Source organism: Nocardioides sp. L-11A (assembly GCA_029961745.1).
In the GTDB taxonomy this organism is placed as follows: Bacteria; Actinomycetota; Actinomycetes; order Propionibacteriales; family Nocardioidaceae; genus Nocardioides.
Genome location: CP124680.1, coordinates 3,093,885 through 3,120,451, shown reverse-complemented (window position 1 = coordinate 3,120,451; position 26,567 = coordinate 3,093,885). Strand labels below are relative to the sequence as shown.

Annotated in this window: 18 protein-coding genes and 3 rRNA genes; 19 read left to right on the top strand and 2 right to left on the bottom strand. The window is 69.4% G+C overall.

Annotated elements, in window-relative coordinates; translation table 11 throughout:
- Positions 1-8 precede the first annotated feature (8 nt).
- Genes QJ852_14950 through QJ852_14925 form a run of 6 tightly spaced genes read left to right on the top strand, consistent with a single transcriptional unit; the run spans position 9 to position 9,160 of the window.
- Positions 9-782: an RNA methyltransferase gene (locus tag QJ852_14950; GenBank protein ID WGX94450.1), complete on the top strand. Its 774-nt coding sequence runs from the start codon at positions 9-11 to the stop codon at positions 780-782.
- Complete coding sequence (locus QJ852_14945) at positions 779-1,816, top strand: ATP-binding protein (protein WGX94449.1); 1,038 nt, start codon at positions 779-781, stop codon at positions 1,814-1,816. Before QJ852_14950 ends, QJ852_14945 begins: the two co-directional genes overlap by 4 nt.
- A gap of 4 nt (positions 1,817-1,820) precedes the next feature.
- On the top strand, positions 1,821-2,432 hold the full coding sequence (locus QJ852_14940; protein WGX94448.1) for a DinB family protein: 612 nt from the start codon (positions 1,821-1,823) through the stop codon (positions 2,430-2,432).
- Between the two features lie 47 nt (positions 2,433-2,479).
- Positions 2,480-3,589 carry a phenylalanine--tRNA ligase subunit alpha gene (gene pheS / locus QJ852_14935; GenBank protein WGX94447.1) on the top strand — a complete coding sequence of 370 codons (1,110 nt, stop codon included), beginning with the start codon at positions 2,480-2,482 and terminating at the stop codon, positions 3,587-3,589.
- The gene (gene pheT / locus QJ852_14930; protein ID WGX94446.1) at positions 3,586-6,072 is read left to right on the top strand and encodes a phenylalanine--tRNA ligase subunit beta; all 2,487 of its coding nucleotides are present in this window, start codon (positions 3,586-3,588) and stop codon (positions 6,070-6,072) included. Before pheS ends, pheT begins: the two co-directional genes overlap by 4 nt.
- Positions 6,073-6,082: 10 nt before the next feature.
- Positions 6,083-9,160 carry an AAA family ATPase gene (locus tag QJ852_14925; protein WGX94445.1) on the top strand — a complete coding sequence of 1,026 codons (3,078 nt, stop codon included), beginning with the start codon at positions 6,083-6,085 and terminating at the stop codon, positions 9,158-9,160.
- A gap of 18 nt (positions 9,161-9,178) precedes the next feature.
- Here the strand turns inward: QJ852_14925 and QJ852_14920 are convergent, their stop codons facing one another.
- Together QJ852_14920 and QJ852_14915 are read right to left on the bottom strand one after the other, a co-directional pair.
- On the bottom strand, positions 9,179-10,012 hold the full coding sequence (locus QJ852_14920) for an ABC transporter permease (protein ID WGX94444.1): 834 nt from the start codon (positions 10,010-10,012) through the stop codon (positions 9,179-9,181).
- On the bottom strand, positions 10,012-11,031 hold the full coding sequence (locus tag QJ852_14915; protein ID WGX94443.1) for an ATP-binding cassette domain-containing protein: 1,020 nt from the start codon (positions 11,029-11,031) through the stop codon (positions 10,012-10,014). The genes QJ852_14920 and QJ852_14915 overlap by 1 nt, the downstream gene beginning before the upstream one ends.
- 103 nt (positions 11,032-11,134) lie before the next feature.
- On the opposite strand from QJ852_14915, the gene argC reads away from it, so the two are divergent.
- From argC to rrf, 13 genes are all read left to right on the top strand, one after another.
- On the top strand, positions 11,135-12,190 hold the full coding sequence (argC, locus tag QJ852_14910) for an N-acetyl-gamma-glutamyl-phosphate reductase (protein ID WGX94442.1): 1,056 nt from the start codon (positions 11,135-11,137) through the stop codon (positions 12,188-12,190).
- A complete protein-coding gene (locus QJ852_14905; GenBank protein ID WGX94441.1) occupies positions 12,187-12,591 on the top strand; it encodes an ACT domain-containing protein in 405 nt (134 codons plus the stop codon). The genes argC and QJ852_14905 overlap by 4 nt, the downstream gene beginning before the upstream one ends.
- 26 nt (positions 12,592-12,617) lie before the next feature.
- Positions 12,618-13,778: a bifunctional glutamate N-acetyltransferase/amino-acid acetyltransferase ArgJ gene (gene argJ / locus QJ852_14900; GenBank protein WGX94440.1), complete on the top strand. Its 1,161-nt coding sequence runs from the start codon at positions 12,618-12,620 to the stop codon at positions 13,776-13,778.
- Complete coding sequence (gene argB, locus QJ852_14895) at positions 13,775-14,716, top strand: acetylglutamate kinase (protein WGX94439.1); 942 nt, start codon at positions 13,775-13,777, stop codon at positions 14,714-14,716. The genes argJ and argB overlap by 4 nt, the downstream gene beginning before the upstream one ends.
- Positions 14,713-15,939, top strand: a complete 1,227-nt coding sequence (locus tag QJ852_14890) for an acetylornithine transaminase (protein WGX94438.1) — start codon at positions 14,713-14,715, stop codon at positions 15,937-15,939. The genes argB and QJ852_14890 overlap by 4 nt, the downstream gene beginning before the upstream one ends.
- Entirely contained in the window at positions 15,936-16,862 is a 927-nt protein-coding gene (gene argF / locus QJ852_14885; protein WGX94437.1) for an ornithine carbamoyltransferase, read from the top strand. The genes QJ852_14890 and argF overlap by 4 nt, the downstream gene beginning before the upstream one ends.
- A gap of 1 nt (position 16,863) precedes the next feature.
- Positions 16,864-17,388, top strand: a complete 525-nt coding sequence (locus QJ852_14880) for an arginine repressor (GenBank protein ID WGX94436.1) — start codon at positions 16,864-16,866, stop codon at positions 17,386-17,388.
- Position 17,389: 1 nt separating this feature from the next.
- On the top strand, positions 17,390-18,820 hold the full coding sequence (gene argG, locus QJ852_14875; GenBank protein WGX94435.1) for an argininosuccinate synthase: 1,431 nt from the start codon (positions 17,390-17,392) through the stop codon (positions 18,818-18,820).
- Positions 18,820-19,317, top strand: a complete 498-nt coding sequence (locus QJ852_14870; protein ID WGX94434.1) for an NUDIX domain-containing protein — start codon at positions 18,820-18,822, stop codon at positions 19,315-19,317. Before argG ends, QJ852_14870 begins: the two co-directional genes overlap by 1 nt.
- On the top strand, positions 19,314-20,762 hold the full coding sequence (gene argH / locus QJ852_14865) for an argininosuccinate lyase (GenBank protein WGX94433.1): 1,449 nt from the start codon (positions 19,314-19,316) through the stop codon (positions 20,760-20,762). Before QJ852_14870 ends, argH begins: the two co-directional genes overlap by 4 nt.
- 414 nt (positions 20,763-21,176) lie before the next feature.
- Positions 21,177-22,702 (top strand): 16S ribosomal RNA (locus QJ852_14860).
- Positions 22,703-23,098: 396 nt separating this feature from the next.
- Positions 23,099-26,246, top strand: a 23S ribosomal RNA gene (locus tag QJ852_14855).
- A 129-nt stretch (positions 26,247-26,375) separates the two neighbouring features.
- Positions 26,376-26,492 (top strand): 5S ribosomal RNA (gene rrf / locus QJ852_14850).
- Together the 16S, 23S and 5S rRNA genes form the textbook arrangement of a ribosomal RNA operon.
- Positions 26,493-26,567 lie beyond the last annotated feature (75 nt).

The following is a 26,567-nucleotide window of genomic DNA, read 5'->3' as shown; positions in this document are numbered from 1 at the left end:
CCCTGGGCATGACTCCTCTGACCGCGGGCAACACCCGCGTCAAGGAAGCACGCAAGCTGCACCGCCGCTCGGCTCGTTCCGAGCGGCGGTGTTTCCTTGCCGACGGCCCGAAGGCCGTCGAGGGCGCCCTCGCCGTGCCGGGATGCGTCGTGGAGGTCTTCGCGACCCCCGTCGCCGCCGCCGAGTACGCCGACCTGCTCGGCGCCGCACCGGTCACCCTCGTCGACGACCGGGCGATGAGCGGCCTGAGCGACAGTGTCAACCCGGCCGGCCTCGTGGCCGTGTGCGCCTTCCTCGACGGGCGAATCCCGGCGGGTCCGCGGCTGCTGACGATCTGCGCCGACGTGCGCGACCCCGGCAATGCCGGCACCGTCATCCGCACCAGCGACGCTGCCGGCGCCGACGCGGTCGTCCTCGCGGGCGACTCGGTCGACGCCTACAACCCCAAGACGGTCCGGGCCAGCGTGGGCAGCCTGTTCCACCTCCCGGTCGTCCTCGAGCGGGACCCGGCCACCGCCGTCCGTCGGGCCCAGGCATCCGGACTGACCGTACTGGCCGCCGACGGCGGGGGAGAGGTCGACCTGTTCGCCGCCGACGAGCTGCTGTCCCGTCCGACGGCCTGGCTGTTCGGCAACGAGGCATGGGGCCTGCCCGGCGAGCTGGCCGCGCTCGCCGACCACCGGGTCCGCATCCCGATCCTCGGTGGCGCCGAGTCCCTCAATCTCGCCACCGCCGCGGCGGTCTGTCTCTACGCCAGCGCCCGCGCCATGATGAGGGCGTGAACGACACCCTCGACCTGCTGCCGGACGGCGTCGTCGTCGCTCGTGCCGACGGACGGGTCAGTGCCGTCAACGCGGTCGCGGCGAGGATGCTCGGCCTCGGCCCGGCGGCCGAGCTGATCGGCCGCCCGCTCGATGAGGTGCTCGCCCTCGCCGATCACGACGCGCGGACGTGGTACGACGCGAACGCGCCGTACGACGGCTTGTCCACCCGCACCGGCGTGCCCGAGCAGTCCTGGCTGCTCCCCGACGGCACCGAGGTGCTGGTCACCGCCCGCCTGCACCGCGCCGAGCGCAACGGCCCGGTCAGCGCCGTCGCCGTCGACCTGCGCTCCGGTCGCGGCCGTGCCCGTCTCGATCGGGACCGCTCCGACCTGGTCGCCACCCTGGCCCACGAGCTGCGCTCACCGCTCACCGGCGTGAAGGGCTTCGTGCAGGCCCTCCTCAACCGCTGGGACAAGCTGACCGACGAGCAGAAGCGGCTCATGCTCACCACCGCGAGCGCCGACGCCGAGCGACTCAGTCGGCTGATCGCCGAGTTGCTCGACGTCGCCCGGATCGACACCGGCCGGCTCCAGCTCCACCGCCGACCGACCGACCTCCCCCGCAAGGCCACGCTGGTCCACGAGTCCATCACCGTCGTCACGTCCACGCCGATCGAGCTGGAGATCGAGCCGGACCTGCCGCCGATCGACGCCGACCCCGACAAGGTGATGCAGGTCCTCACGAACGTCGTCGAGAACGCCGTGCGCCACGGCAGCGGGACCGTCCGGATGCACGTCGGCCGCTGGCGCGACGACGCCGACCACCTGGCCGTCACCGTCACCGACGAGGGCACCGGCATCGCGCCGGAACTGCGGCAGCGGATCTTCACGAAGTTCTGGACCGAGGGCACCGGCGGCGGGTCGGGCCTCGGTCTCTACATCGTCCGCGGCCTCGTCCGCGTTCACGGCGGCAACGTCGTCGTCGACGATCGCCCGGGCGGCGGCGCGCGGATCGTGACCACCTGGCCGTGCGCGCCCGTCGTGGCACCATGACCCCATGACCGAGCAGCTGACGGAGGCCGACCAGCCCGTCGACGTGCTCCGCCGCTATCTCGGCGGCGCCCGGGAGGCACTGCTCTGGAAGCTCGAAGGGCTGGGGGAGCGGCAGCTGCGGCTGCCCCGCACGCCGACCGGCACCACGCTCCTCGGCACGGTGCTGCACTGCGCCAACGTCGAGATCGGCTACTTCGGGCCCACCTTCGGCCGGGTCTGGCCCGAGCCCGACCACCCGGCGGTGATCGCGATGGACGCCTATGACACCGACCCCCAGGCCGACTGGACCGTGCCCGCCGACGTCCCGGCCGCCGAGCTGGTCGCGCTCTACGGCCGGGTCGGAGCGTTCGCCGACGCCGCGCTGGCCGAGCTTCCGCTCGACACCCCGGGCCGGGTCCCCTGGTGGCCCGCGGAGCGCGCCGCGACCACGCTGCACCACATCGCGGTGCACGTCCTGTGCGACCTCCAGCGGCACGCCGGGCAGGCCGACATCCTCCGCGAGCAGCACGACGGGGCCGCCGGACTGCGCCCCGCGATGAGCAACGTGCCCGACGGCGTCGACTGGCCGGCGTACGTCGCTCGGCTGACGGCGATCGCCGACACGTTCCAGGACTGAATACCGGTTCGCTCCCGGGTGGCCCGGGTTCCTAGACTGGCGCCGATATGTCTGGCCCGAACACTGACTACGACCCCGTGGAGGTCGCCGCTGTGAGCCCTGCTGAGCTCGAGACGGCGCGCGACGCCGCGCTGGCCGCCATCGCCGCCGCCACCGACCTGGAGCAGCTGAAGGCGGTGCGCTCCGAGCACGCCGGCGACCGCTCCCCGCTCGCCCTCGCCAACCGCGAGATCGGCGCGCTGCCGCCCCAGGCCCGCAAGGAGGCCGGCCAGCGCGTCGGTCAGGCCCGGGGCGCCGTGAGCAAGGCGCTGGCCGCGCGGCAGGAGGTGCTCGAGGCGGAGCACGAGGCGCGGATCCTCGTCGAGGAGGCCGTCGACGTGACGCTGCCGACCGACGAGCTCGTGCTGGGTGGCCGGCACCCGCTCACCACCGGCGCCGAGCTGATCGCCGACATCTTCGTCGCGATGGGCTGGGAGGTCGCCGAGGGGCCGGTCATCGAGGCCGAGTGGCTCAACTTCGACGCGCTCAACCTGGGTCCGGACCACCCGGCGCGGACCATGCAGGACACCTTCTGGACCGAGCCCGCCGACCACCACGTCGTGCTGCGTACCCACACCAGCCCGGTCCAGGCCCGCACCATGCTCACCCGCGGCGTCGCGGAGGGCGCGCCCATCTACGTCGTGTGCCCCGGGCGGGTCTTCCGCACCGACGAGTACGACGCCACCCACTCGCCGATGTTCCACCAGGTCGAAGGCCTGGCGATCGACGAGGGGATCTCGATGGCCCATCTCAAGGGCACGCTCGACCACTTCGCGAGCCAGATGTTCGGCGAGGGCATCACGACCCGGTTCCGGCCGTCGTACTTCCCCTTCACCGAGCCCAGCGCCGAGGTCGACCTGGTCTGCTTCGTCTGCCGAGGCGTCGACGCCGAGCACTGCCGGACCTGTCGCGGCGAGGGTTGGATCGAGTGGGGCGGCTGCGGCATCGTCAACCCGCGTGTGCTCCAGGCCTGCGGCGTCGACTCCGAGCGCTTCTCGGGCTTCGCCTTCGGCATGGGCATCGACCGGACCCTGATGTTCCGGCACGGCCTGGAGGACCTGCGCACGCTGTTCGAGGGCGACGTGCGCTTCACCACTGCTTTCGGGAGTGAACTGTGAAGGCCCCTGTCTCCTGGATCCGGGAGCTCGTCGACCTGCCCGCCGAGGTCACCACCGAGGTGCTCACCGACCGGCTCACCGCGCTCGGACTCAAGCTCGAGGCGATCGACTCCGCCGACATCACCGGTCCGCTCGTCATCGGCAAGGTGCTGACGATGGAGCCGGAGCCGCAGAAGAACGGCAAGACCATCAACTGGTGCACGGTCGATGTCGGTGACGCCAACGGCACGGGTGAACCGCAGGGCATCGTCTGCGGCGCCCACAACTTCGAGCCCGGCGACCTGGTCGTCGTCATCCTGCCCGGCGGCGTGCTGCCCGGCGGCTTCGCGATCTCCGCGCGCAAGACCTACGGCCACGTCTCGGCCGGCATGATCTGCTCGGTCCGCGAGCTCGGCATCGGCGAGGATCACGACGGCATCCTGGTGCTGCCCCCCGACGCCGGCGTCCCCGGCGACGACGTGTTCGGCCTGCTCGGGCTCGACGACGAGGTCATCGAGTTCGAGATCAACCCCGACCGCGCCTACGCCCTCTCGCTGCGTGGCGTCGCCCGCGAGGCGGCGCTGGGCTTCGACGTGCCGTTCGCCGACCCGGCCGAGCGCGAGCTTCCCGACGTCGACGGCAAGGCCTGGGAGGTCGTCGTCGACGACCCCGCCGGCTGCCCGGTCTTCGCCGCACGGCTGGTCAGCGGCTTCGACCCGGCCGCGCCCACGCCCGACTTCATCAGGCGTCGCGTCGAGCAGGCCGGCATGCGCTCGATCTCGCTGGCCGTCGACGTCACCAACTACGTCATGCTCGAGCTCGGCCAGCCCATCCACGGCTACGACGCCGACAAGGTCGCCGGGCCGCTCGGTGTGCGCCGGGCCCACGAGGGCGAGCAGCTCACCACCCTGGACGGTGCCGTCCGCACGCTCTCCACGGACAACGGGGGTGACCTCGTCATCACCGACGACTCCGGCCCGATCGGCCTCGCGGGCGTGATGGGTGGCGCGACCACCGAGATGTCGGAGACCACCACGCGGATCCTGGTCGAGGCGGCCCACTGGGACGCCGTCTCGATGTTCCGCACCGGCAGACGCCACAGGCTGACCTCCGAGGCCGGCAAGCGCAACGAGCGCGGCGTCGACCCGCTGCTGCCCGGCGTCGCCGCCGACCGCGTCGTCGAGCTCCTCGTCGAGCACGGCGGGGCGACGGCCGAGCCCGGCTACACCCTGGTGGGCAGCGCTCCCGAGCGGCCCACGGTCACCATCGCCACCGACCTGCCCGCCCGGCTCAGCGGCATCGACATCACCGCGATGACCACCGTCGAGAGCCTGCGCGCGATCGGCGCCGCCGTCGTCGAGCAGGACGCCGACACGATCGAGGTCACCCCGCCGACCTGGCGCCCCGACATCAACGACCCCTACGACCTGGTCGAGGAGGTCGTCCGGATCGTCGGCTACGACCAGGTGCCGAGCGTGCTGCCGCGCCGGGCCACGGGCCGCGGCCTGACCCGCACGCAACGCCTGCGCCGCCGGGTCGGCCGCACCCTCGCGGGCGCCGGCCTGGTCGAGGTCGTCAGCTTCCCGTTCGTCGGCGAGGCCACCTTCGACAAGCTCGGCCTGTCCGCCGACGATCCGCTGCGCGCCACCGTCGGCCTGGCCAACCCGCTGTCCAGCGAGGAGCCGGCCTACACCACCACCCTGTTGCCGGGACTGCTCGAGGCCGCCTCGCGCAACGTCGGTCGGGGCGCGCCGGGCGTCGCCCTGTTCGAGACCGGCACCGTCGCCTTCCCCGCCGACAACGGCCCCGCCCCGATCTACGGCGTGCACACGCGGCCCACCGAGGCCGAGCTGGAGAAGCTGGTCGAGGCGCTGCCGGTGCAGCCGCAGCACGTCGCCGTCGTCCTCGCGGGCGAGCGCCGCCGCGCCGGCTGGTGGGGGCCGGGCGCCGACGCCGGCTGGAGCGATGCGCTGGCGGTCGTCCGGCGCCTCGCGGCCGATCTCGGCGTAGGGATCGACGTCGCCTCGGCCGCCCGGATGCCCTGGCATCCCGGCCGGTGCGCCCTGGTCAGCGTCGACGGCGTCCAGCTCGGGCACGCCGGCGAGCTGCACCCGAGCGTGTGCGCGGCCTACGGCCTGCCGGCCCGCAGCGCCGCCGTCGAGCTGGACCTCGACGCGCTGATGGCGGCGGCCGCCGACGTCATCTCGGGCCCGGAGTTCTCCACCATGCCCGTCGCCAAGGAGGACGTCGCGCTCGTCGTCGACGCCGGCGTCACCGTCGCGGCCGTCGAGGCCGCCCTGCGCGAGGGCGCCGGCGAGCTGCTGGAGTCGATCCGGCTGTTCGACGTCTACACCGGCGAGCAGATCGGGGCCGGCCAGAAGTCGCTGGCCTTCGCCCTGCGCTTCCGGGCGCCCGACCGGACCCTCACCGAGGCCGAGACCGGTGCCGCCCGCGATGCCGCCGTCGCCCGCGCTGCCGAGCTGACCGGAGCGGTGCAACGCTGAGCCCGGCGACGTGGTGAGGCCGGGGCCGCGGCTGCGGTTGGCCGACGAGGTCACCTGGGACGGCACGGCCGTCCCAGGTGAGCGCACCCGCGTGCTCCTCACCGCACTGGCCGACGCCCGGGGCAAGGCGGTGGGCGAGGAGCGCCTGATCGAGGAGATCTGGGGCGACGAGCCGCCGGCCAACCCGACCAAGGCCCTCCAGGTCGTCGTCTCCCGCGCCCGGTCGGCCACCGCTCCGGATGTCGTCGAGCGCGCCGGCCACGGCTACCGGCTCGCCCTCGACACTGCAGACGTCGACGTCTGGGCCCACGACCACGCGGTCGAGGCCGCCCGCCGGGCCGCCGCGGCCGGCACCTGGAGCGAGGCGGTCGCGCAGCTCGACCACCTCGACGGTGAGCCCGCCCTCGCCGGCCGGATCCTCTCGGCCCTGGGGCGCCACGACGACGCCCTCCCGCTGCTGGAGGCGGGCGGAACGGCCCTCGACGATGCCTGCCTGGCGGCCCTGCTGCGCAGCGAGGCCGCCGTCCGCGGCGTGCCGGCCGCACTCGCCCGCTACGCGGCCCACCGCGCCGGGCTCGCCGACCGGCTCGGCGTCGACCCGGCCCCCGAGCTCCAGGCGCTGCACCAGGAGCTGCTGCTGCGCGACCGTCCCGTCCGCTCGGGCCTGAGCCACTACGCCAGCAGCCTGGTCGGCCGCGACGCCGACCTGATCCGGCTACGCGCCCTCGTCCGGACCCACCGGGTCGTCTCGATCGTCGGCCCCGGCGGCCTCGGCAAGACCCGGCTCGCCCAGCTGGTCGCCGCCGAGGCCGAGCAGCCGCTGGTGCATGTGGTCGAGCTGGTCGGCGTCGTCGACCCGGCCGATGTCGTCTCCGAGGTCGGCTCGGTGCTCGGCGTCCGCGACTCGGTGCACGGCCGGACCGTCCTCACGCCCGAGCAGCAGCGCGACATACGATCCCGGATCGCGCAGCAGCTCGACCAGGCGCCGGCACTGCTGGTCCTCGACAACTGCGAGCACCTGGTCGAGGCGGTCGCCGACCTGGTCGCCTTCCTGGTCGCCGTCACCCCCTCGCTGCGGGTGCTCACCACCACCCGTGCGCCGCTCGCGATCGCTGCCGAGCACGTCTTCGAGCTGAGCCGGCTCGGTGCGGCCGACGCCGGCGATCTCTTCCGGCAGCGAGCACTCGCGGCGCGGCCGGGGGCGATGCTCCCCGACGCGCCCGTGGCCGAGATCGCCGAGCGTCTCGACGGCCTCCCGCTGGCCATCGAACTCGCCGCGGTCAAGGTGCGCGCGATGTCGGTCGCCGACATCGCGGCCCGGCTCGAGAACCGGTTCGCGCTCCTGCGCGGTGGCGACCGTAGTGCGCCCGACCGGCACCAGACCCTGCTCGCCGTGATCGACTGGTCCTGGAACCTGCTCGGCGACCGCGACCGGCGCGGCCTGCGCCGGCTCTCGGTCTTCCACGACGGGTTCACCCTCGACGGCGCCGAGGCGATCCTGGGCGCCGACGCGCTCGCCACCGTCGAGGAGCTGGTGGCCCAGTCGCTGCTGACCCTCGTCGACGCCGGTGCCGGTGCGCCCCTGCGCTACCGGATGCTCGAGACGGTGCGCGAGTTCGGCCGGATGCAGCTGATCGACGCGGGGGAGGAGGCCGGGGCCCAGCGGGACCATCGCGACTGGGCGGTCGCCGCCGCCGATCGGCTCGGTGCGGGCCTGTTCACCAACGACCAGGTCGCCACGGTCGACGCGATCGCGACCGAGGAGAACAATCTGGCCGACGCCCTGCGCCGGGCCCTGGCCGACGCCGACGCCGACGCCGTCGTCTCGCTGCTCGCGGCCCTCGGCGGCTTCTGGAGCATCCGCGGCGAGCACGCGCGCGTGATCATGCTGTGCGAGACCGTGGCCCGCGTGCTGACCGAGGTCCGGGCCGCGCCGGAGCGGGCGGACCAGACCCGTGCCGCCCTGTGCCTGACCCTGGTCAACTCCTGGATCGCCCAGCTCGAGGTCCTCGACGACCTGCTCGGTGAGCTGGCCCGCCTCGGCCCCGGTACGACGAGCCCGCGGGTCCGCGCGATGACAGCCGTGGTCCTGGGGGCGAGCGCCCCCGCCGCGAGCCCGCTGCTCTCGCCCTCCGACGAGCTCATCCACGACCCCGACCCCCTCGTGCGCGGGATCGCCCTGCAGTGGCGCAGCCACGAGCGCGAGAACATCGGCGATCCCGTGGCCGCCATCGCCGCGGCCGAGGAGGCGCTGGCCATCGCCACCGACCAGACCGGGCCGTGGACCCTCGCGGTGCTCCACGCCCAGCTGGCCGGGCTCTACAGCCAGGTGGGGCGGCTGACCGATGCCGAGCCCCACGCGCGTGCGGCCGTACCCGTGCTGGTCCGGCTCGGCGCCCACGAGGACGCACTCCAGGCGATGACGGTCTCGGCGGTGGCCTGGCTCGAGCGCGGCGACCCGGCCGCCGCGGAGCAGGTCCTGGAGGACGTCCTCGCGCGCACCGACCTGACCGCCGGGGGCGGCGGCTACAGCGCACGGGGCACGCTGCTGGTCACCCAGGCCGAGATCGCCTTCGCCCGCGGCGACGTCGACGAGGGCTGCCGGATCGTCGAACAGGCGGCAGAGGCGATGGCAGCTGTCCGCTTCCCCGGCATGGGGGCCGACGCCGACATCGCGCCGTGGCGGATCTACGGCAACACGGTGGCGATCCTGGCCTTCGCGCTGCACGACCGCCCCGCCCAGGGCCGCGCGCTCTACGCGTGGCTGGTGGGCGCGGTGCCGCGGGTCGTCGACCGCGATCGCACGTTCGTCGACGTGCCGGTCGTCGGGCTGATGCTCTTCGCGCTCGGCACCTGGGCCCTGCGCTTCGGCACCCTGCGGCCGGCCGAGGCGGTGCGCCTGCTGGCGCTGGCCGAGCGGCTGTCGTACCCGCGCTTCGTGCCGTCGCTGTCCTGGGACCGCGCCGTGGCCCGGTGCGAGGAGGCCGCGCCGGGGGAGCTGGCCCTCCTCGCCGCCGAGTACGGCGAGCGCCGCGGGCCCGACCTGTTGGACGAGACCCGCGACGTCGTCGCACGCCTGTTCGGCTGATCCGGGGCGCTCCCGGGCTCAGACCTTGCGCGAGTACGACCGCACGGCCAGCGGCGCGAAGATCGCGACCACGACGGCGCAGCCGAGCAGTGCCCATGCGACCTCGGTGGTCACCTGGCCCTCGTTGATCAGGTCGCGGCACGCGGTGACCACATGCGAGACCGGGTTGACCTTGACGAACGCCTCGAGCCAGCCCGGCAGGGTCTCCGCCGGGACGAACGCGTTGGACAGGAAGGTCAACGGGAACATGATCATCATGGAGATGCCCTGCACCGCCTGAGCGGAGCGGGCCACGGTGCCGAGCCAGGTGAAGATCCAGGCCAGCGACCAGGCCGCGACGATCGTCAGCAGCCAGCCGCCCAGCGTGCCGAGGACGCCGCCGCCCGGCCGGTAGCCCATCGCGATGCCGACCAGGATGGTCAGCGTCGCGGCGATCGTGTAACGGATGACGTCGGCCAGCGCCGGACCGGCCAGCGGCGCGATCCGGGCGATCGGCAGCGACCGGAAGCGGTCGAAGGTGCCCTTGTCCATGTCCTCGCGCAGTTGGGTGCCCATCGCCATGCAGGTGGTGAGCGCGGTCTGCGCCAGGATGCCCGGGATGATCAGCGGCAGGTAGTCCTGCACGCTGCCGGAGATCGCGCCGCCGAAGATGTAGGCGAACATCGCGGTGAACAGCAGCGGCTGGATGGTGACGTCGAAGAACTGCTCCGGGTTGCGGCGCATCTTCTTCGTCGCGCGCCAGGCCATCGCCAGGGTCTGGTCGACGGTCTCGCGCAGGGACGGGCGGGCGGGCAGCTCCGCCGGCGACAGCGGTACGGCGGTCGCGGCGTGGGCGTCGATGAGCGTGGTCATCAGGCCACCTCCTCGGTCTCGTGGTTCCGGTTCGGCTCGCTGTGGTGCCCGGTCAGCGCGAGGAACACCTCGTCGAGCGTGGGCTGGCGCACCGTGGCGGTGGTGATCGGCAGCTCGGCCTGGCGCAGCGCGATGAGCACGTCGCCGGCCTGGTCGGCGTCGGCCAGGGGCACGTTGAGTCCGCCGGCCTCGGGGGTGAGCACCGGTGCCTCGCCGAGCGCCCGCTCGACGACGGCGGCCGCGGTGGCGGTCTGGGTCCGGTCGGCGAGCCGCAGGTGCAGGGTGGAGGAGCCGACCCCGGACTTGAGCTGCTCCGGCGTACCCTCGGCGACCTTGCGGCCGGCGTCGATGACAGCGATCCGGTCGGCCAACTGGTCGGCCTCGTCGAGGTACTGCGTGGTCAGCAGGATCGTGGAGCCCTGGGCGACCAGCTCGCGGATGGTGTCCCACATCTGGCCGCGGGTGCGCGGGTCGAGGCCGGTGGTCGGCTCGTCGAGGAAGATGAGTGGCGGCCGCGCGATCAGCGACGCCGCCAGGTCGAGCCGGCGGCGCATGCCGCCGGAGAAGCTCTTGATCTGGCGGCTGGCCGCCTCGGCGAGGCCGAAGCGCTCGAGCAGGTCGGCGGCGATCCGGCGGGCGGCGGGCGGTCGGTGGCCGAGCAGCCGGCCGAAGAGGACCAGGTTCTCGGTCGCGGTGAGGTTCTCGTCGACCGAGGCGTACTGGCCGGTGACGCCCAGCAGTTGGCGGACCCGGTGCGGCTCGGCGGCGACGTCGACGCCGAAGATCGTGGCCCGCCCGCCGTCGATGGGCAGCAGGGTCGCGAGCATGGAGAGGGTGGTGGTCTTGCCGGCGCCGTTGGGGCCGAGCACGCCGAAGACCTCGCCGCGGGCGACGTGGAGGTCGACGCCGTTGACCGCGCGCACCGGCGCAGCGCCCTTCACGGAGAAGGTCTTGACCAGGCCCGTCGCGGCGACCGCGAGGTCGTCGCGGGGCGTCGGGGGGTGGAGGATGTCGTTCATGGACCCCAGCCTGCGAGGATGGGGTTTCAGTTCGGCTTCACCGGACGACGCCGCGGTTTCAAAGGCCCCGCGATAGCGGTTTCATGCAGGACCCTGTATGTTTATGCATATGAGCAAGGTGAAGGTCGCCGTCGCCGGCGCCAGCGGGTACGCCGGAGGCGAGGTGCTGCGTCTGCTGCTGGGTCATCCCGGCGTCGAGATCGGCGCGGTCACCGCGGGCAGCAACGCGGGGGAGCGCCTCGGTGCGCTGCAGCCCCACCTGGTGCCGCTCGCGGAGCGGGTGCTCGAGCCCACCGAGGTCGAGGTGCTCGCCGGCCACGACGTCGTCTTCCTCGGCCTGCCCCACGGCCAGTCCGGTGCGCTCGCCGAGGCACTCGCCGCCCACGACCCCGAGGTCGTCGTGATCGACTGCGGCGCCGACTTCCGGCTCCAGGACGCCGCGCAGTGGGAGCGGTTCTACGGCAGCGCCCACGCCGGCACCTGGCCCTACGGCCTGCCCGAGCTGCCCGGCAACCGCGACGCACTGCGCGGCGTGAAGCGGGTCGCCGTTCCCGGCTGCTATCCCACGATCTCCTCCCTCACCCTGGCCCCGGCGGTCGCCGCCGGCCTGGTCGTCCCCGACGTCGTGGTCGTGGCCGCCTCCGGCACGAGCGGCGCCGGCAAGGCGGCGAAGCCGCATCTGCTCGGCAGCGAGGTGATGGGCAACGCGAGCGCGTACGGCGTCGGCGGGGTGCACCGGCACACGCCCGAGATCACGCAGAACCTCGGCAGGCTCGTGGCCGGTGGTGCGGCGAGCGTCAAGGTCAGCTTCACCCCCCTGCTCGTCCCGATGCCGCGGGGCATCCTCGCCACCTGCTCGGCCCCCCTGACCGGCCCGGTGAGCGCCGAGGAGGCGCACGCCGTCTACGCCAAGGCCTACGCCGACGAGCCGTTCGTCCACGTGCTGCCGGCCGGCCAGTGGCCGCAGACCCAGGCGGTCCTCGGCTCCAACGCCGTGCACCTGCAGGTCACCGTGGACGAGGCGGCCGGCCGGCTGGTGGCCGTCGGCGCGGTCGACAACCTCGCCAAGGGCACCGCCGGCGCCGCGGTGCAGTGCATGAACCTCGCCCTCGGTCTCGACGAGACCACGGGCCTCACGACGGTGGGGCTGGCCCCGTGACGAGCGAGCAGACCTACTCCCTGTCCCGCTACCCGGAGACCCTCGCCGTCGTCCGGCTGCCGGCGGGGGCCGAGATCCCGCTGTGGGCCGAGTCCTCCTCGGTCTTCTCGATCACCGCGACGGCCACGGAGACCTCGCTGGTGTGCGCCGGCCGGAGCGTGCCGAAGAAGGCGCGCCACCACAAGCCACTGACCGCCTTCTGCGTCGACGGCGAGCTCGACCTCGGCGCCGTCGGCGTCCTGGTCGGCCTGCTGGCGCCGCTCGCCGAGGCCGAGATCCCGGTCTTCACCCTCTCCACCTTCGACACGGACTGGATCCTGGTCCCGACCGGCATGGGAGACCGGGCGGAGGAGGCCTGGCGACGATCGGGCCACACCGTCGCCCCCGCCGTCCCCGCCTGAACCATCCCGAAGGAATCCGAGAACCCATGAGCGTCACCCACCCCGCCGGCTTCGTCGCCGCCGGCGCCGCCGTCGGCCTGAAGCCGAGCGGCAAGAAGGACCTCGCCCTCGTCGTCAACCAGGGCCCCACGTTCGACTCCGCGTCGGTCTTCACCAGCAACCGCTGCAAGGCCAACCCGGTGCTGTGGAGCGAGCAGGTCGTCAAGGACGGCGTCGTGCGCGCCGTCGTCCTCAACTCCGGCGGCGCCAACTGCTACACCGGTCCGGAGGGCTTCCAGACCACCCATCAGGTCGCCGAGCGGGTCGGCGAGCTCGTCGGGATCGCCGCCGGCGACGTCGTGGTCTGCTCCACCGGCCTGATCGGCCTCGTCAACGACCGGCAGGCCCTGCTCGACGGCGTCGGCACCCTCCACGCCCGGCTGTCCGCCGACGGCGGCGGCGACGCGGCCGAGGCGATCATGACGACCGACACGGTCAGCAAGCAGGTCGTCGTGGCCGGCCCCGACGGCGCCGCCTGGTCGATCGGCGGCATGGCCAAGGGCGCGGGGATGTTGGCGCCGGCCCTCGCGACGATGCTCGTGGTCGTCACGACCGATGCCGTCGTACCCGCCGCCGACCTGGATGCCGCGCTCCGCGCGGCGACCCGGGTCAGCTTCGACCGGCTCGACTCCGACGGATGTCAGTCCACCAACGACACCGTCACCGTCATGGCGAGCGGCGCCTCCGGTGTGACGCCGAGCCTGCCGGACTTCACCGCAGCGCTCACCGAGGTCTGCCGCTCGCTGGCGATCCAGTTGCTCGCCGACGCCGAGGGCGCCGACCACGAGATCGCGATCACCACGATCAACGCGGCGACCGAGGACGAGGCGGTCGAGGTCGGTCGCAGCGTCGCCCGGAGCAATCTGTTCAAGGCGGCCGTCTTCGGCAAGGACCCCAACTGGGGCCGCGTACTGGCCTCGGTCGGCACGACCACCGCAGCGTTCGACCCGGCGGACCTCGATGTCGCGATGAACGGCGTGTGGGTCTGCCGCAACAGCACACCCGCCGAGGACCCCGCCCTCGTCGACCTGTCCGCCCGGTCGGTCACCGTCACCATCGACCTGAAGTCCGGCGACGCCGAGGCGACCGTCTGGACCAACGACCTCACCCACGCCTACGTCCACGAGAACAGCGCCTACTCCTCATGAGCGACATCCCGACCGAGACGCACGAGCCCGGCAAACCGGACCAGTTCAAGGCGCACACCCTCGCCGGTGCGCTGCCCTGGTTGAAGGCCTACCACGGCAAGGTCGTCGTCGTGAAGTACGGCGGCAACGCGATGACCGACGACACCCTCAAGCGCGCGTTCGCCGAGGACATCGCGTTCCTGCGCTTCGCCGGCTTCCGCCCGGTCGTCGTGCACGGTGGCGGCCCGCAGATCTCGCAGATGCTCGACCGGCTCGGCATCGAGTCCGAGTTCCGCGGCGGCCTGCGCGTCACCACGCCCGAGGCGATGGACGTCGTCCGGATGGTCCTGGTGGGGCAGGTCCAGCGGGAGCTGGTCGGACTGATCAACGAGCACGGCCCGCTCGCCGTCGGCCTGTCCGGCGAGGACGCCGGCCTCTTCACCGCCGAGCAGACCGGCACCGTCGTCGACGGCGAGGAGGTCGACCTCGGCCTGGTCGGCGAGGTCGCGCAGGTGCGCCCCGAGGCCGTGCTCGACCTGATCGAGGCCGGGCGGATCCCCGTCGTGTCCAGCGTCGCGCCCGACATCGACGGCGTCGTCCACAACGTCAACGCCGACTCCGCCGCCGCCTCCCTGGCCGCCGCCCTCGGCGCCGAGAAGCTGCTCGTGCTCACCGACGTCGAGGGCCTCTACCTCGACTGGCCGGACCCCGAGGAGGTCATCGGGGAGATCAGCCCCGAGGCGCTGGAGGAGATCCTCCCGTCGCTGGCCAGCGGCATGATCCCGAAGATGAGCGCCTGCCTGCAGGCGGTCCGCGACGGCGTCAAGCGCGCGACCGTCGTCGACGGCCGCCAGGCGCACGCCGTCCTGCTCGAGCTCTTCACCGACGAGGGCGTCGGCACCCAGGTGCTGCCCGGCGTCACCACCAAGACCCGCAAGGCCCGGGAGACCCAGAAGTGACCACGAACCCCGCCACCGACCTCACCGCCGACCCGACCACCGGGGAGTGGACCGAGCGCTACGCCGGTGCCCTGATGAACACCTTCGGTCCGCCGAAGACCGTCCTGGCCCGGGGCGCGGGCGCCCACGTGTGGGACGCCGACGGCCGCGAGTACGTCGACCTGCTCGGCGGCATCGCCGTCAACGCGCTGGGCCACGCGCACCCGCGCCTCGTCGCCGCTGTCACCGAGCAGCTGCAGACCCTCGGCCACATCTCGAACTTCTTCGCCAGCGCGCCGCAGATCACCCTGGCCGAGCGCCTGGTCGGGCTGCTCGGCACCGACGCCCGGGTGTTCTTCACCAACTCCGGCTCCGAGGCCAACGAGACGGCGTTCAAGCTGACCCGCCGCACCGGCCGGACCCGGATCGTGGCCACCGAGGGCTCCTTCCACGGCCGCACCCTGGGCGCTCTCGCGTTGACCTCCAAGGAGGCCTACCGGGCACCCTTCGAGCCGCTGCCCGGCGACGTCGTGTTCGTGCCCTACGGCGATGTCGCCGCGCTCGAGGCGGCCGTCGACACCGACACGGCCGCGGTCCTGGTGGAGCCGATCCAGGGCGAGGCGGGTGTGATCGTGCCGCCGCGCGGCTACCTGCCGGCCGCCCAGCGGATCGCCCACGAGAACGGAGCCCTGCTCTGGCTCGACGAGATCCAGACCGGCGTCGGCCGCACCGGCGCCTGGTTCGCCCACCAGAACCCGGCCCTCGTGGACGCGCCCGTCACCCCCGACATCGTGACCCTCGCCAAGGGCCTGGCCGGCGGCATCCCGATCGGTGCCTGTCTGGCCACCCACGGCTCCGGCAAGCTGTTCGACCCCGGCAACCACGGCACCACCTTCGGCGGCAACCCCGTCGCCGCCGCAGCCGCCCTCGCCGTCCTCGACGTGCTCGCCGAGGACGGCCTGCTGGCCCGGGCGACCGCACTCGGGGCCCGGCTGCAGGAGGGCGTCGGCGCCGATCCCCGGGTGCGGGAGACCCGGGGATCGGGCCTGCTCGTCGGGCTCACCCTCGCCGAGCCCAGGGCGGCCGAGGTGGTCGCCGCCGCGCAGGACGCCGGCTTCATCGTCAACGCGGCCACCCCCGAGCGGATCCGGATGGCGCCGCCGTTCGTGCTCTCCGAGGCGGACGCGGAGGCCTTCCTGGCCGCCTGGCCCGCGATCCTCGACCAGGCAGGAGTGACACCGTGACCCGATCGTTCCTCCGCGACGACGACCTGACCCCGGCCGAGCAGGCCGAGGTGCTCGCCCTCGCCGCGAAGCTCAAGGCCGAGCCCTACGACCACCGACCACTGGCCGGTCCCCGCACCGTCGCGATGATCTTCGACAAGCCGACGCTGCGCACCCAGGCGTCCTTCGCCGCGGGCATCGCCGAGCTCGGCGGCCACCCGATGCTGGTGGACGGCACCCTGGCGGGCATCGGCAGGCGCGAGTCCGTCGCCGACGTCGCGCGGGTGCTCGGCCGCCAGGCGGCGCAGATCGTCTGGCGGACCTATGCCCAGGCCAGCCTCGACGAGATGGCCGCGTACGCCGGCGTACCGGTCGTCAACGCGCTCACCGACGACTTCCATCCGTGCCAGCTGCTCGCTGACCTGCTCACGATCCGCGAGCACAAGGGAGAGCTGGCGGGCCTCACCGCGGCCTTCCTCGGCGACGGCGCCTGCAACATGGGCAACTCGTGGCTGCTCGCCGGTGCCACCGCGGGGATGCACGTGCGGATCAGCGGTCCCGAGGGCTATGTCCCCGCGGCGGCGATGTTCGACCGGGCCAACGAGATCGGCATCGCGACGGGCGGCTCCGGTGCCGCCGTCGCCGACCCGGTCGCCGCCGTCACCGGCGCGGACATCGTGATCACCGACACCTGGGTGTCGATGGGCAAGGAGGACGAGGCCTCCGAGCGCCGCGCCGTCTTCGGTCCCTGGTCGGTCACGCCCGAGCTCGTCGCGGCCGCCGAGCCCGGAGCGATCGTGCTGCACTGCCTGCCGGCGTACCGCGGGATGGAGATCGCGGCCGAGGTCCTCGACGGACCGCAGAGCGTCGTGTGGGACGAGGCCGAGAACCGCCGCCATGCCCAGAAGGCGATCCTGACCTGGCTCGAGGGCACCCGGTCCTGAGATGAACGAGCACGCCCTGACCCCGATGACGAAGAGCGCCCGGCAGGCGCTCGTCGCCGAGCTCCTGGAGACCCGCGAGGTCCGCTCCCAGCCCGAGCTCGCCGACCTGCTCGGCAACCGGGGCGTGCACGTCACCCAGGCCACGCTCAGTCGCGACCTGGTCGAGCTCGACGCCGTCCGGGTCCGCTCCACGAGCGGCGCGCTCGTCTACGCCGTCCCTGCCGAAGGCGGTGACCGCTCGCCCGTCACGGGGGAGAGCGCCGCCTCCCAGCACCGCCTGTCCCGGCTGGCCACGGAGCTGCTGGTCAGCGCCGAGGCCAGCGCCAACCTCGTCGTCCTGCGCACGCCGCCGGGCGCGGCCCAGTTCCTGGCCAGCGCGATCGACAAGGTCGAGCTCTCCGATGTGCTCGGGACCATCGCGGGCGACGACACTGTGCTCGTGATCGGACGCGACCCCGCCGGGGGAGACGCCCTGGCCCACAAGTTCACCGCACTCGCCGAAGGCGACACCCGAAAGGAACCATGAGTTGAGCAAGGTCCTGACCTCCCTTCCCCGGGGGGAGCGCGTCGGCATCGCCTTCTCCGGCGGCCTCGACACCTCCGTCGCCGTGGCGTGGATGCGCGACAAGGGCGCGATCCCGTGCACCTACACGGCCGACATCGGTCAGCCCGACGAGCCCGACGTCGCCGGCGTCCCCGCGCGCGCGAAGCAGTACGGCGCCGAGATCGCCCGTGCCGTCGACATCAAGCCGCAGCTGGTCGAGGAGGGACTCGCCGCCCTGGCGTGCGGTGCCTTCCACATCCGCTCCGGCGCCAAGGCCTACTTCAACACCACGCCGCTGGGCCGCGCCGTCACCGGCACCATGCTGGTGCGGGCGATGCAGGCCGACGACGTCAACATCTGGGGCGACGGCTCGACGTACAAGGGCAACGACATCGAGCGGTTCTACCGCTACGGCCTGATGGCCAACCCCGAGCTGCGGATCTACAAGCCGTGGCTGGACGCGGACTTCGTCGCGGAGCTGGGCGGACGCCACGAGATGAGCGAGTGGTTGGTCGCGCACGACCTGCCCTACCGCGACGCCACCGAGAAGGCGTACTCCACCGATGCCAACATCTGGGGCGCGACGCACGAGGCCAAGACCCTCGAGCACCTCGACGTCTCGCTCGAGACCGTCGAGCCGATCATGGGCGTGAAGTTCTGGGACCCCGCGGTCGCGATCGAGACCGAGGACGTCACGGTCGGCTTCGAGGCCGGCCGCCCGGTCTCCCTGAACGGCCGGCGCTACGACGACGCCGTCGCGCTGGTCATGGAGGCCAACGCCATCGGCGGCCGCCACGGCCTGGGCATGTCCGACCAGATCGAGAACCGGATCATCGAGGCCAAGTCGCGCGGCATCTACGAGGCGCCGGGCATGGCGCTGCTCTTCACGGCGTACGAGCGGCTGCTCAACGCGATCCACAACGAGGACACCCTGGCCAACTACCACCTCGAGGGCCGCAAGCTGGGCCGCCTGCTCTACGAGGGCCGCTGGCTCGACCCGCAGGCGCTGATGCTGCGCGAGTCGATCCAGCGCTGGATCGCCTCGCTGGTCAGCGGCACGGTCGTCCTGCGGCTGCGCCGCGGCGACGACTACACGATCCTGCGCACCGAGGGCGACAACTTCTCCTACCACCCCGAGAAGCTGTCGATGGAGCGCGTCGAGAACGCCGCCTTCGGCCCGACCGACCGGATCGGCCAGCTGACCATGCGCAACCTCGACATCGCCGACTCCCGCGCGAAGCTCGAGGCGTACGCCGGCCAGCCGCTCGACCAGGGCACCGTCCTCGTCGAGCACGGCACCCTGTTCGGCGAGCTGCCCGCGGGCGGCTACGACCAGATCACCGCCAACCCCGACGGCGGCGACGAGGGCGAGGCGATCCTCGAGGAGGCCGCCATGGAGCTCGGGACGGACTGATGGCCGCAGGCATGGGACCGGCCGAGCCCACCAGGCGCACGGTGGCCCGGGTCCTCCCGGTCAGCAGCGAGGGCAAGGTCCTCCTGCTGCTCGGCTGCGATCCGGCGCTGCCGGACGTGCGGTACTGGTTCACCGTCGGGGGAGCGGCCGACGCGGGGGAGTCGCTCGCCGAGGCCGCCGCCCGGGAGCTGCGTGAGGAGACCGGTGTGCTGGTGGCTCCCGAGTCGCTCGGCGAGCCGTACGGCACCTTCGAGGTGGCGTTCTCGTGGGACGGACGGGACTACGTCAACGACTCGACCCTCTTCGCCGTGGCGCTCGAGGAGTCGGAAGCAGGAGCGATCAGCTTCGCGGGCCTGGATCTGCTGGAGTCGCAGTCGATCTTCGACGCCGCCTGGTGGACCCCCGAGGAGCTCGACCGTGACGGCCGCGCGGTGGATCCGCGGCTGATCGACCAGATGCGGGCGGCGATCGCGCACGTCCGAGGAGGAATGTCATGACCGACGAGAGCACTGCCGGGGCGACCCAGGGCGGCAAGCTGTGGGGCGGCCGCTTCGAGGGCGGCCCGTCGCCCGAGCTCGAGGCCCTGTCCCGCTCGACCCACTTCGACTGGCGGCTGGGGCTCTACGACATCGCCGGCTCCCACGCGCACGCGAAGGCGCTCGGCGCCGCCGGCCTGCTCACCGCCGACGAAGAGACCGAGCTGCACCGGGGGCTCGACGCCCTCGCCGCACGGTTCACGGACGGCTCGCTGCGCCCCGACCCCTCCGACGAGGACGTCCACGGGGCTCTGGAACGACTCCTCATCGAGGAGGTCGGCCCCGACGTCGGTGGGAAGCTCCGGGCCGGGCGCTCGCGCAACGACCAGATCGCCACGCTCTTCCGGTGCTACCTGCTCGACCACGCCGGCGCCGTCGCCGACCTGGTGCTCGACCTCGTCGACGCGCTGGCGGGACAGGCCGAGCGGCACCTCGCCTCCGTCGACGGGGGACCGGCGATCATGCCGGGCCGCACCCACCTGCAGCACGCCCAGCCGGTGCTGCTGTCGCACCACCTGCTCGCGCACGCCTGGGCGCTGCTCCGCGACGTCGAGCGCCTCGGTGACTGGCGGCGACGCGTGGCCGGCGACTCGCCGTACGGGTCGGGGGCACTGGCCGGGCAGAGTCTCGGACTCGATCCGGAGCTCGTCGCCCGTGAGCTCGGGTTCACCGGCTCGACCGCCAACTCGATCGACGGGACCGCCTCGCGCGACTTCGTCGCGGAGTTCGCGTTCGTCGCGGCACAGATCGGCATCGACGTCAGCCGGATCGCCGAGGAGGTCATCCTCTGGGCGACCAAGGAGTTCGGCTTCGTCACGCTCCACGACTCCTGGTCCACGGGATCGAGCATCATGCCGCAGAAGAAGAACCCCGACATCTCCGAGCTGGCACGGGGCAAGGCCGGCCGCCTGGTCGGCAATCTCGCCGGGCTGCTCACGACGCTCAAGGCACTGCCGCTCGCCTACAACCGCGACCTGCAGGAGGACAAGGAGCCAGTCTTCGACTCCGTCGACACGCTGGAGGTGCTGCTCCCGGCGTTCACCGGGCAGGTCGCGACCCTGGTGTTCGACACCGACCGGATGGGTGAGCTCGCCCCCCAGGGATTCTCTCTCGCGACCGACATCGCGGAGTGGCTCGTGAAGCAGGGCGTGCCCTTCCGGATCGCGCACGAGCTGGCGGGGGCCTGCGTGCGTGCCTGCGAGGAGCGCGGGATCGAGCTCGACGGGCTCACTGATGAGGAGTTCGCCGCGATCTCACCGCACCTGACCCCCGAGGTCCGCACCGTCCTGACGGTCGAGGGATCGGTCGCGTCGCGCGACGGCCGGGGCGGCACCGCACCCGCCCGTGTCGCCGAACAGCTCGCTGACCTGCGCAAACGCGTCCGGGAGACCCGCTCCGCAGGCTGAGGGGCACCCCGATTTGCAACGAGGGGGACAGGTGCTGTTAATGTTCTTCTCGTTGCGGGGAACGCAGCGAAAACCTCCGGGGCAAGGCCCCAACGACGAGGGCTTCACTGCGTCCGGAGCCGTCCTCGACGGTGTCCGCAGCCTGGTTCAGACCCCGGTCTGACACTCCGGGAGACCGGAGTTGACGAGCGGGAACCGAACCAGTAACGTTTCACAGGTTGCCCCGCGACCGAGGCCCAGCAGGGTCCGAGGCGCGAGAAGCGTGTGATGTTTGAGAACTCAACAGTGTGTCATGCATAGATTGTTGTGACGTTTGTGTGCACTCAGGTCCTTTGGGGTTTGGGTGTGTGTTTTCGGCAATGATGATTCTGATGACAGTTTGTCAGCAGTTTCTGTTGCTGGGTATCGAGTTTTCTTATGGAGAGTTTGATCCTGGCTCAGGACGAACGCTGGCGGCGTGCTTAACACATGCAAGTCGAGCGGAAAGGCTCCTTCGGGGGTACTCGAGCGGCGAACGGGTGAGTAACACGTGAGTAATCTGCCCTGTGCTCTGGGATAGCCACCGGAAACGGTGATTAATACCGGATATGACCACTCCGCGCATGTGGTGGTGGTGGAAAGTTTTTCGGCGCAGGATGTGCTCGCGGCCTATCAGCTTGTTGGTGAGGTAATGGCTCACCAAGGCTTTGACGGGTAGCCGGCCTGAGAGGGTGACCGGTCACACTGGGACTGAGACACGGCCCAGACTCCTACGGGAGGCAGCAGTGGGGAATATTGGACAATGGGCGGAAGCCTGATCCAGCAACGCCGCGTGAGGGATGACGGCCTTCGGGTTGTAAACCTCTTTCAGTACCGACGAAGCGTGAGTGACGGTAGGTACAGAAGAAGGACCGGCCAACTACGTGCCAGCAGCCGCGGTAATACGTAGGGTCCGAGCGTTGTCCGGAATTATTGGGCGTAAAGGGCTCGTAGGCGGTTTGTCGCGTCGGGAGTGAAAACCATGGGCTTAACTCATGGCTTGCTTTCGATACGGGCAGACTAGAGGTATGCAGGGGAGAATGGAATTCCTGGTGTAGCGGTGAAATGCGCAGATATCAGGAGGAACACCGGTGGCGAAGGCGGTTCTCTGGGCATTACCTGACGCTGAGGAGCGAAAGTGTGGGGAGCGAACAGGATTAGATACCCTGGTAGTCCACACCGTAAACGTTGGGCGCTAGGTGTGGGGCCTATTCCATGGGTTCCGTGCCGTAGCTAACGCATTAAGCGCCCCGCCTGGGGAGTACGGCCGCAAGGCTAAAACTCAAAGGAATTGACGGGGGCCCGCACAAGCGGCGGAGCATGCGGATTAATTCGATGCAACGCGAAGAACCTTACCTGGGTTTGACATACACCGGAAGCCCCCAGAGATGGGGGTCTCTTTGATACTGGTGTACAGGTGGTGCATGGCTGTCGTCAGCTCGTGTCGTGAGATGTTGGGTTAAGTCCCGCAACGAGCGCAACCCTCGTTCCATGTTGCCAGCACGTCCTTTGGGATGGTGGGGACTCATGGGAGACTGCCGGGGTCAACTCGGAGGAAGGTGGGGATGACGTCAAGTCATCATGCCCCTTATGTCCAGGGCTTCACGCATGCTACAATGGCCGGTACAAAGGGCTGCGATCCCGTGAGGGGGAGCGAATCCCAAAAAGCCGGTCTCAGTTCGGATTGGGGTCTGCAACTCGACCCCATGAAGTCGGAGTCGCTAGTAATCGCAGATCAGCAACGCTGCGGTGAATACGTTCCCGGGCCTTGTACACACCGCCCGTCACGTCACGAAAGTCGGCAACACCCGAAGCCGGTGGCCTAACCCTTGTGGGGGGAGCCGTCGAAGGTGGGGCTGGCGATTGGGACGAAGTCGTAACAAGGTAGCCGTACCGGAAGGTGCGGCTGGATCACCTCCTTTCTAAGGAGCACACCCGCGTCGATGACCGAATGTGTTGTCGTGTATGGGGTGTTCGGATAGTGGAACGCAACGATCGTTGGATGGGTAGTGCTCTGGATGTTGTTCTGGGGTGTTGTTCTGTCTGGTAGGTGTGGCACGCTGTTGGGTGTCTGAGGCATCAGACGCCTGCCCATGTTTGTGGGTGTGGGGCTGGTTGGCTTCTGGTTGTTTGACTTCTTCATAGTGGACGCGAGCATTAATATTAGTGTTTGTTTCGTGATTGTTTTGTGTGTTCTCTTAATTGGTTTGTTCCACATTGCTTGTGAGGGCCTCTGTTTTGTGAGGGGGCTTCTTGTGGGTGGCTGCTGGTGTGCATGCGATGGGTGACTGTTGTTGTGTGTGTTGGTGGTTTGTTGTGGGCAAGTTGTTAAGGGCACATGGTGGATGCCTTGGCATCGAGAGCCGATGAAGGACGTTGGAGCCTGCGATATGCCCTGGGGAGTTGGCAACCGAGCGTTGATCCGGGGATGTCCGAATGGGGAAACCCAGCTGGAGTTATGTCCAGTTACCCGCATCTGAATAAAATAGGGTGTGTGGAGGGAACACGGGGAAGTGAAACATCTCAGTACCCGTAGGAAGAGAAAACAAAAGTGATTCCGAGAGTAGTGGCGAGCGAAATCGGATGAGGCTAAACCCATGTCGTGTGATAGCCGGCAGGCGTTGCGGTGTGGGGGTTGTGGGAGTGTTGTTGTCGTCTCTGCCGGGGTGACGCACAGTAAGAAACTTCAAACGAGGTCGAAGTCCGTTGGAAAGCGGTGCCGTAGCGGGTGATAGCCCCGTAGACGATAGGTTGGAGCTGTGTTCAGCATTTCCCAAGTAACACGCTACTCCTGGAATGGTGTGTGAATCTGGCGGGACCACCCGTTAAGCCTAAATACTCCTCGATGACCGATAGCGGACCAGTACCGTGAGGGAAAGGTGAAAAGTACCCCTGGCGGGGAGTGAAATAGTACCTGAAACCATGTGCCTACAATCCGTCGGAGCTTTGGTCCTTGTGGCTGGGGTGACGGCGTGCCTTTTGAAGAATGAGCCTGCGAGTTAGCGATACGTGGCGAGGTTAACCCGTGTGGGGTAGCCGTAGCGAAAGCGAGTCCGAATAGGGCGTTTGAGTCGCGTGTTCTAGACCCGAAGCGGAGTGATCTATCCATGGGCAGGTTGAAGCGCCGGTAAGACGGCGTGGAGGACCGAACCCACTTCAGTTGAAAATGGAGGGGATGACCTGTGGATAGGGGTGAAAGGCCAATCAAACTCCGTGATAGCTGGTTCTCCCCGAAATGCATTTAGGTGCAGCGTTGCGTGTTTCTTGCCGGAGGTAGAGCACTGGATAGCCGATGGGCCCTACCAGGTTACTGACGTTAGCCAAACTCCGAATGCCGGTAAGTGAGAGCGTGGCAGTGAGACTGTGGGGGATAAGCTTCATAGTCGAGAGGGAAACAGCCCAGACCATCGGCTAAGGCCCCTAAGAGGTGGCTAAGTGGAAAAGGATGTGGAGTCGCAGTGACAACCAGGAGGTTGGCTTGGAAGCAGCCACCCTTGAAAGAGTGCGTAATAGCTCACTGGTCAAGTGATTCCGCGCCGACAATGTAGCGGGGCTCAAGCCATCCGCCGAAGCCATGGCAGTTCCATCTGTTTGAGTACAGGACCCAGGCATCTCTTTGTGGGGTGTCCAGGGGTGGGGCTGGGTAGGGGAGCGTCGTGTCACGGGTGAAGCGCCGGAGTGATCCAGGTGTGGATGTGACACGAGTGAGAATGCAGGCATGAGTAGCGAATCACGGGTGAGAAACCCGTGCGCCGATTGATCAAGGGTTCCAGGGTCAAGCTAATCTGCCCTGGGTAAGTCGGGACCTAAGGCGAGGCCGACAGGCGTAGTCGATGGACAACGGGTTGATATTCCCGTACCGGCGAAATGGCGCCCATGACGAGCCCGGTGATGCTAACCACCCGAAGCACTTTGTACCGATCCCTTCGGGGTGAGGGCTTGGTGTGGAGCGTGGGATCCGATCCGGTAGTAGTCAAGCGATGGGGTGACACAGGAAGGTAGCCCAACCGCCGCGATGGTAGACGGCGGGTAAGCATGTAGGACGTGACTTAGGCAAATCCGGGTCACAGCCCTTTGGTGGGTGAGTCTGAGATGTGATGCCGACCCCGTAGGGGGGAAGTGGGTGATCCTATGCTGTCGAGAAAAACCTCTAGCGAGCCATGAGCCGCCCGTACCCGAAACCGACTCAGGTGATCAGGTAGAGAATACCGAGGCGATCGAGACAACCATGGTTAAGGAACTCGGCAAAATGCCCCCGTAACTTAGGGATAAGGGGGGCCCGAGGCGTGTACCCACTTGCTGGGGAAGCGCCGGAGGCCGCAGAGACCAGGGGAAAGCGACTGTTTACTAAAAACACAGGTCCGTGCGAAGTTGTAAGACGATGTATACGGACTGACTCCTGCCCGGTGCTGGAAGGTTAAGAGGACGGGTTAGAACGTAAGTTCGAAGCTCAGAATTTAAGCCCCAGTAAACGGCGGTGGTAACTATAACCATCCTAAGGTAGCGAAATTCCTTGTCGGGTAAGTTCCGACCTGCACGAATGGAGTAACGACTTTCCTACTGTCTCAACCATGGACTCGGCGAAATTGCACTACGAGTAAAGATGCTCGTTACGCGCGGCAGGACGGAAAGACCCCGGGACCTTTACTATAGTTTGGCATTGGTGTTTGGTTCGGCTTGTGTAGGATAGGTGGGAGACTTTGAAGCAGTCACGCCAGTGGTTGTGGAGTCATCGTTGAAATACCACTCTGGTCGTACTAGATGTCTAACCTAGGGCCATGATCTGGTTCAGGGACAGTGCCTGATGGGTAGTTTAACTGGGGCGGTTGCCTCCCAAAATGTAACGGAGGCGCTCAAAGGTTCCCTCAGCCTGGTTGGCAATCAGGTGTTGAGTGTAAGTGCACAAGGGAGCTTGACTGTGAGACAGACATGTCGAGCAGGGACGAAAGTCGGAACTAGTGATCCGGCCACTGCGAGTGGAAGCGTGGTCGCTCAACGGATAAAAGGTACCCCGGGGATAACAGGCTGATCTTCCCCAAGAGTCCATATCGACGGGATGGTTTGGCACCTCGATGTCGGCTCGTCGCATCCTGGGGCTGGAGTAGGTCCCAAGGGTTGGGCTGTTCGCCCATTAAAGCGGCACGCGAGCTGGGTTTAGAACGTCGTGAGACAGTTCGGTCCCTATCCGCCGCGCGCGTAGGAAACTTGAGAAAGGCTGTCCCTAGTACGAGAGGACCGGGATGGACGAACCTCTGGTGTGCCAGTTGTACCGCCAGGTGCATGGCTGGTTGGCTACGTTCGGAAGTGATAACCGCTGAACGCATCTAAGCGGGAAGCACGTTTCAAGATGAGGTTTCCCACTCCTTTGTGGGTTAAGGCCCCCAACAGACTATTGGGTTGATAGGCCGGAGGTGTACAGCAGTAATGCCTAGCCGACCGGTACTAATAGGCCGAAGACTTGCCACAACAAACCCCCAACACACTCAACAAACTCCTCACGAGACACCACAGTGTTGGTGCGCGCGTCCACGATGAAGATCCAACCCCGACCACCCCCCGCTGCTGGGGGGTGTGCCTGACAGGGGTTCATAGAGTTACGGCGGCCATAGCGGCAGGGAAACACCCGGTCCCATCCCGAACCCGGAAGTTAAGCCTGCCAGCGCCGATGGTACTGCAACCGAGAGGATGTGGGAGAGTAGGACGCCGCCGGACATAGATTGGCTCAGGGCCAGCACCTCGTGTGCTGGCCCTGAGTGCTTTTTGCGGTCATTTCGGCACCACTGGTCT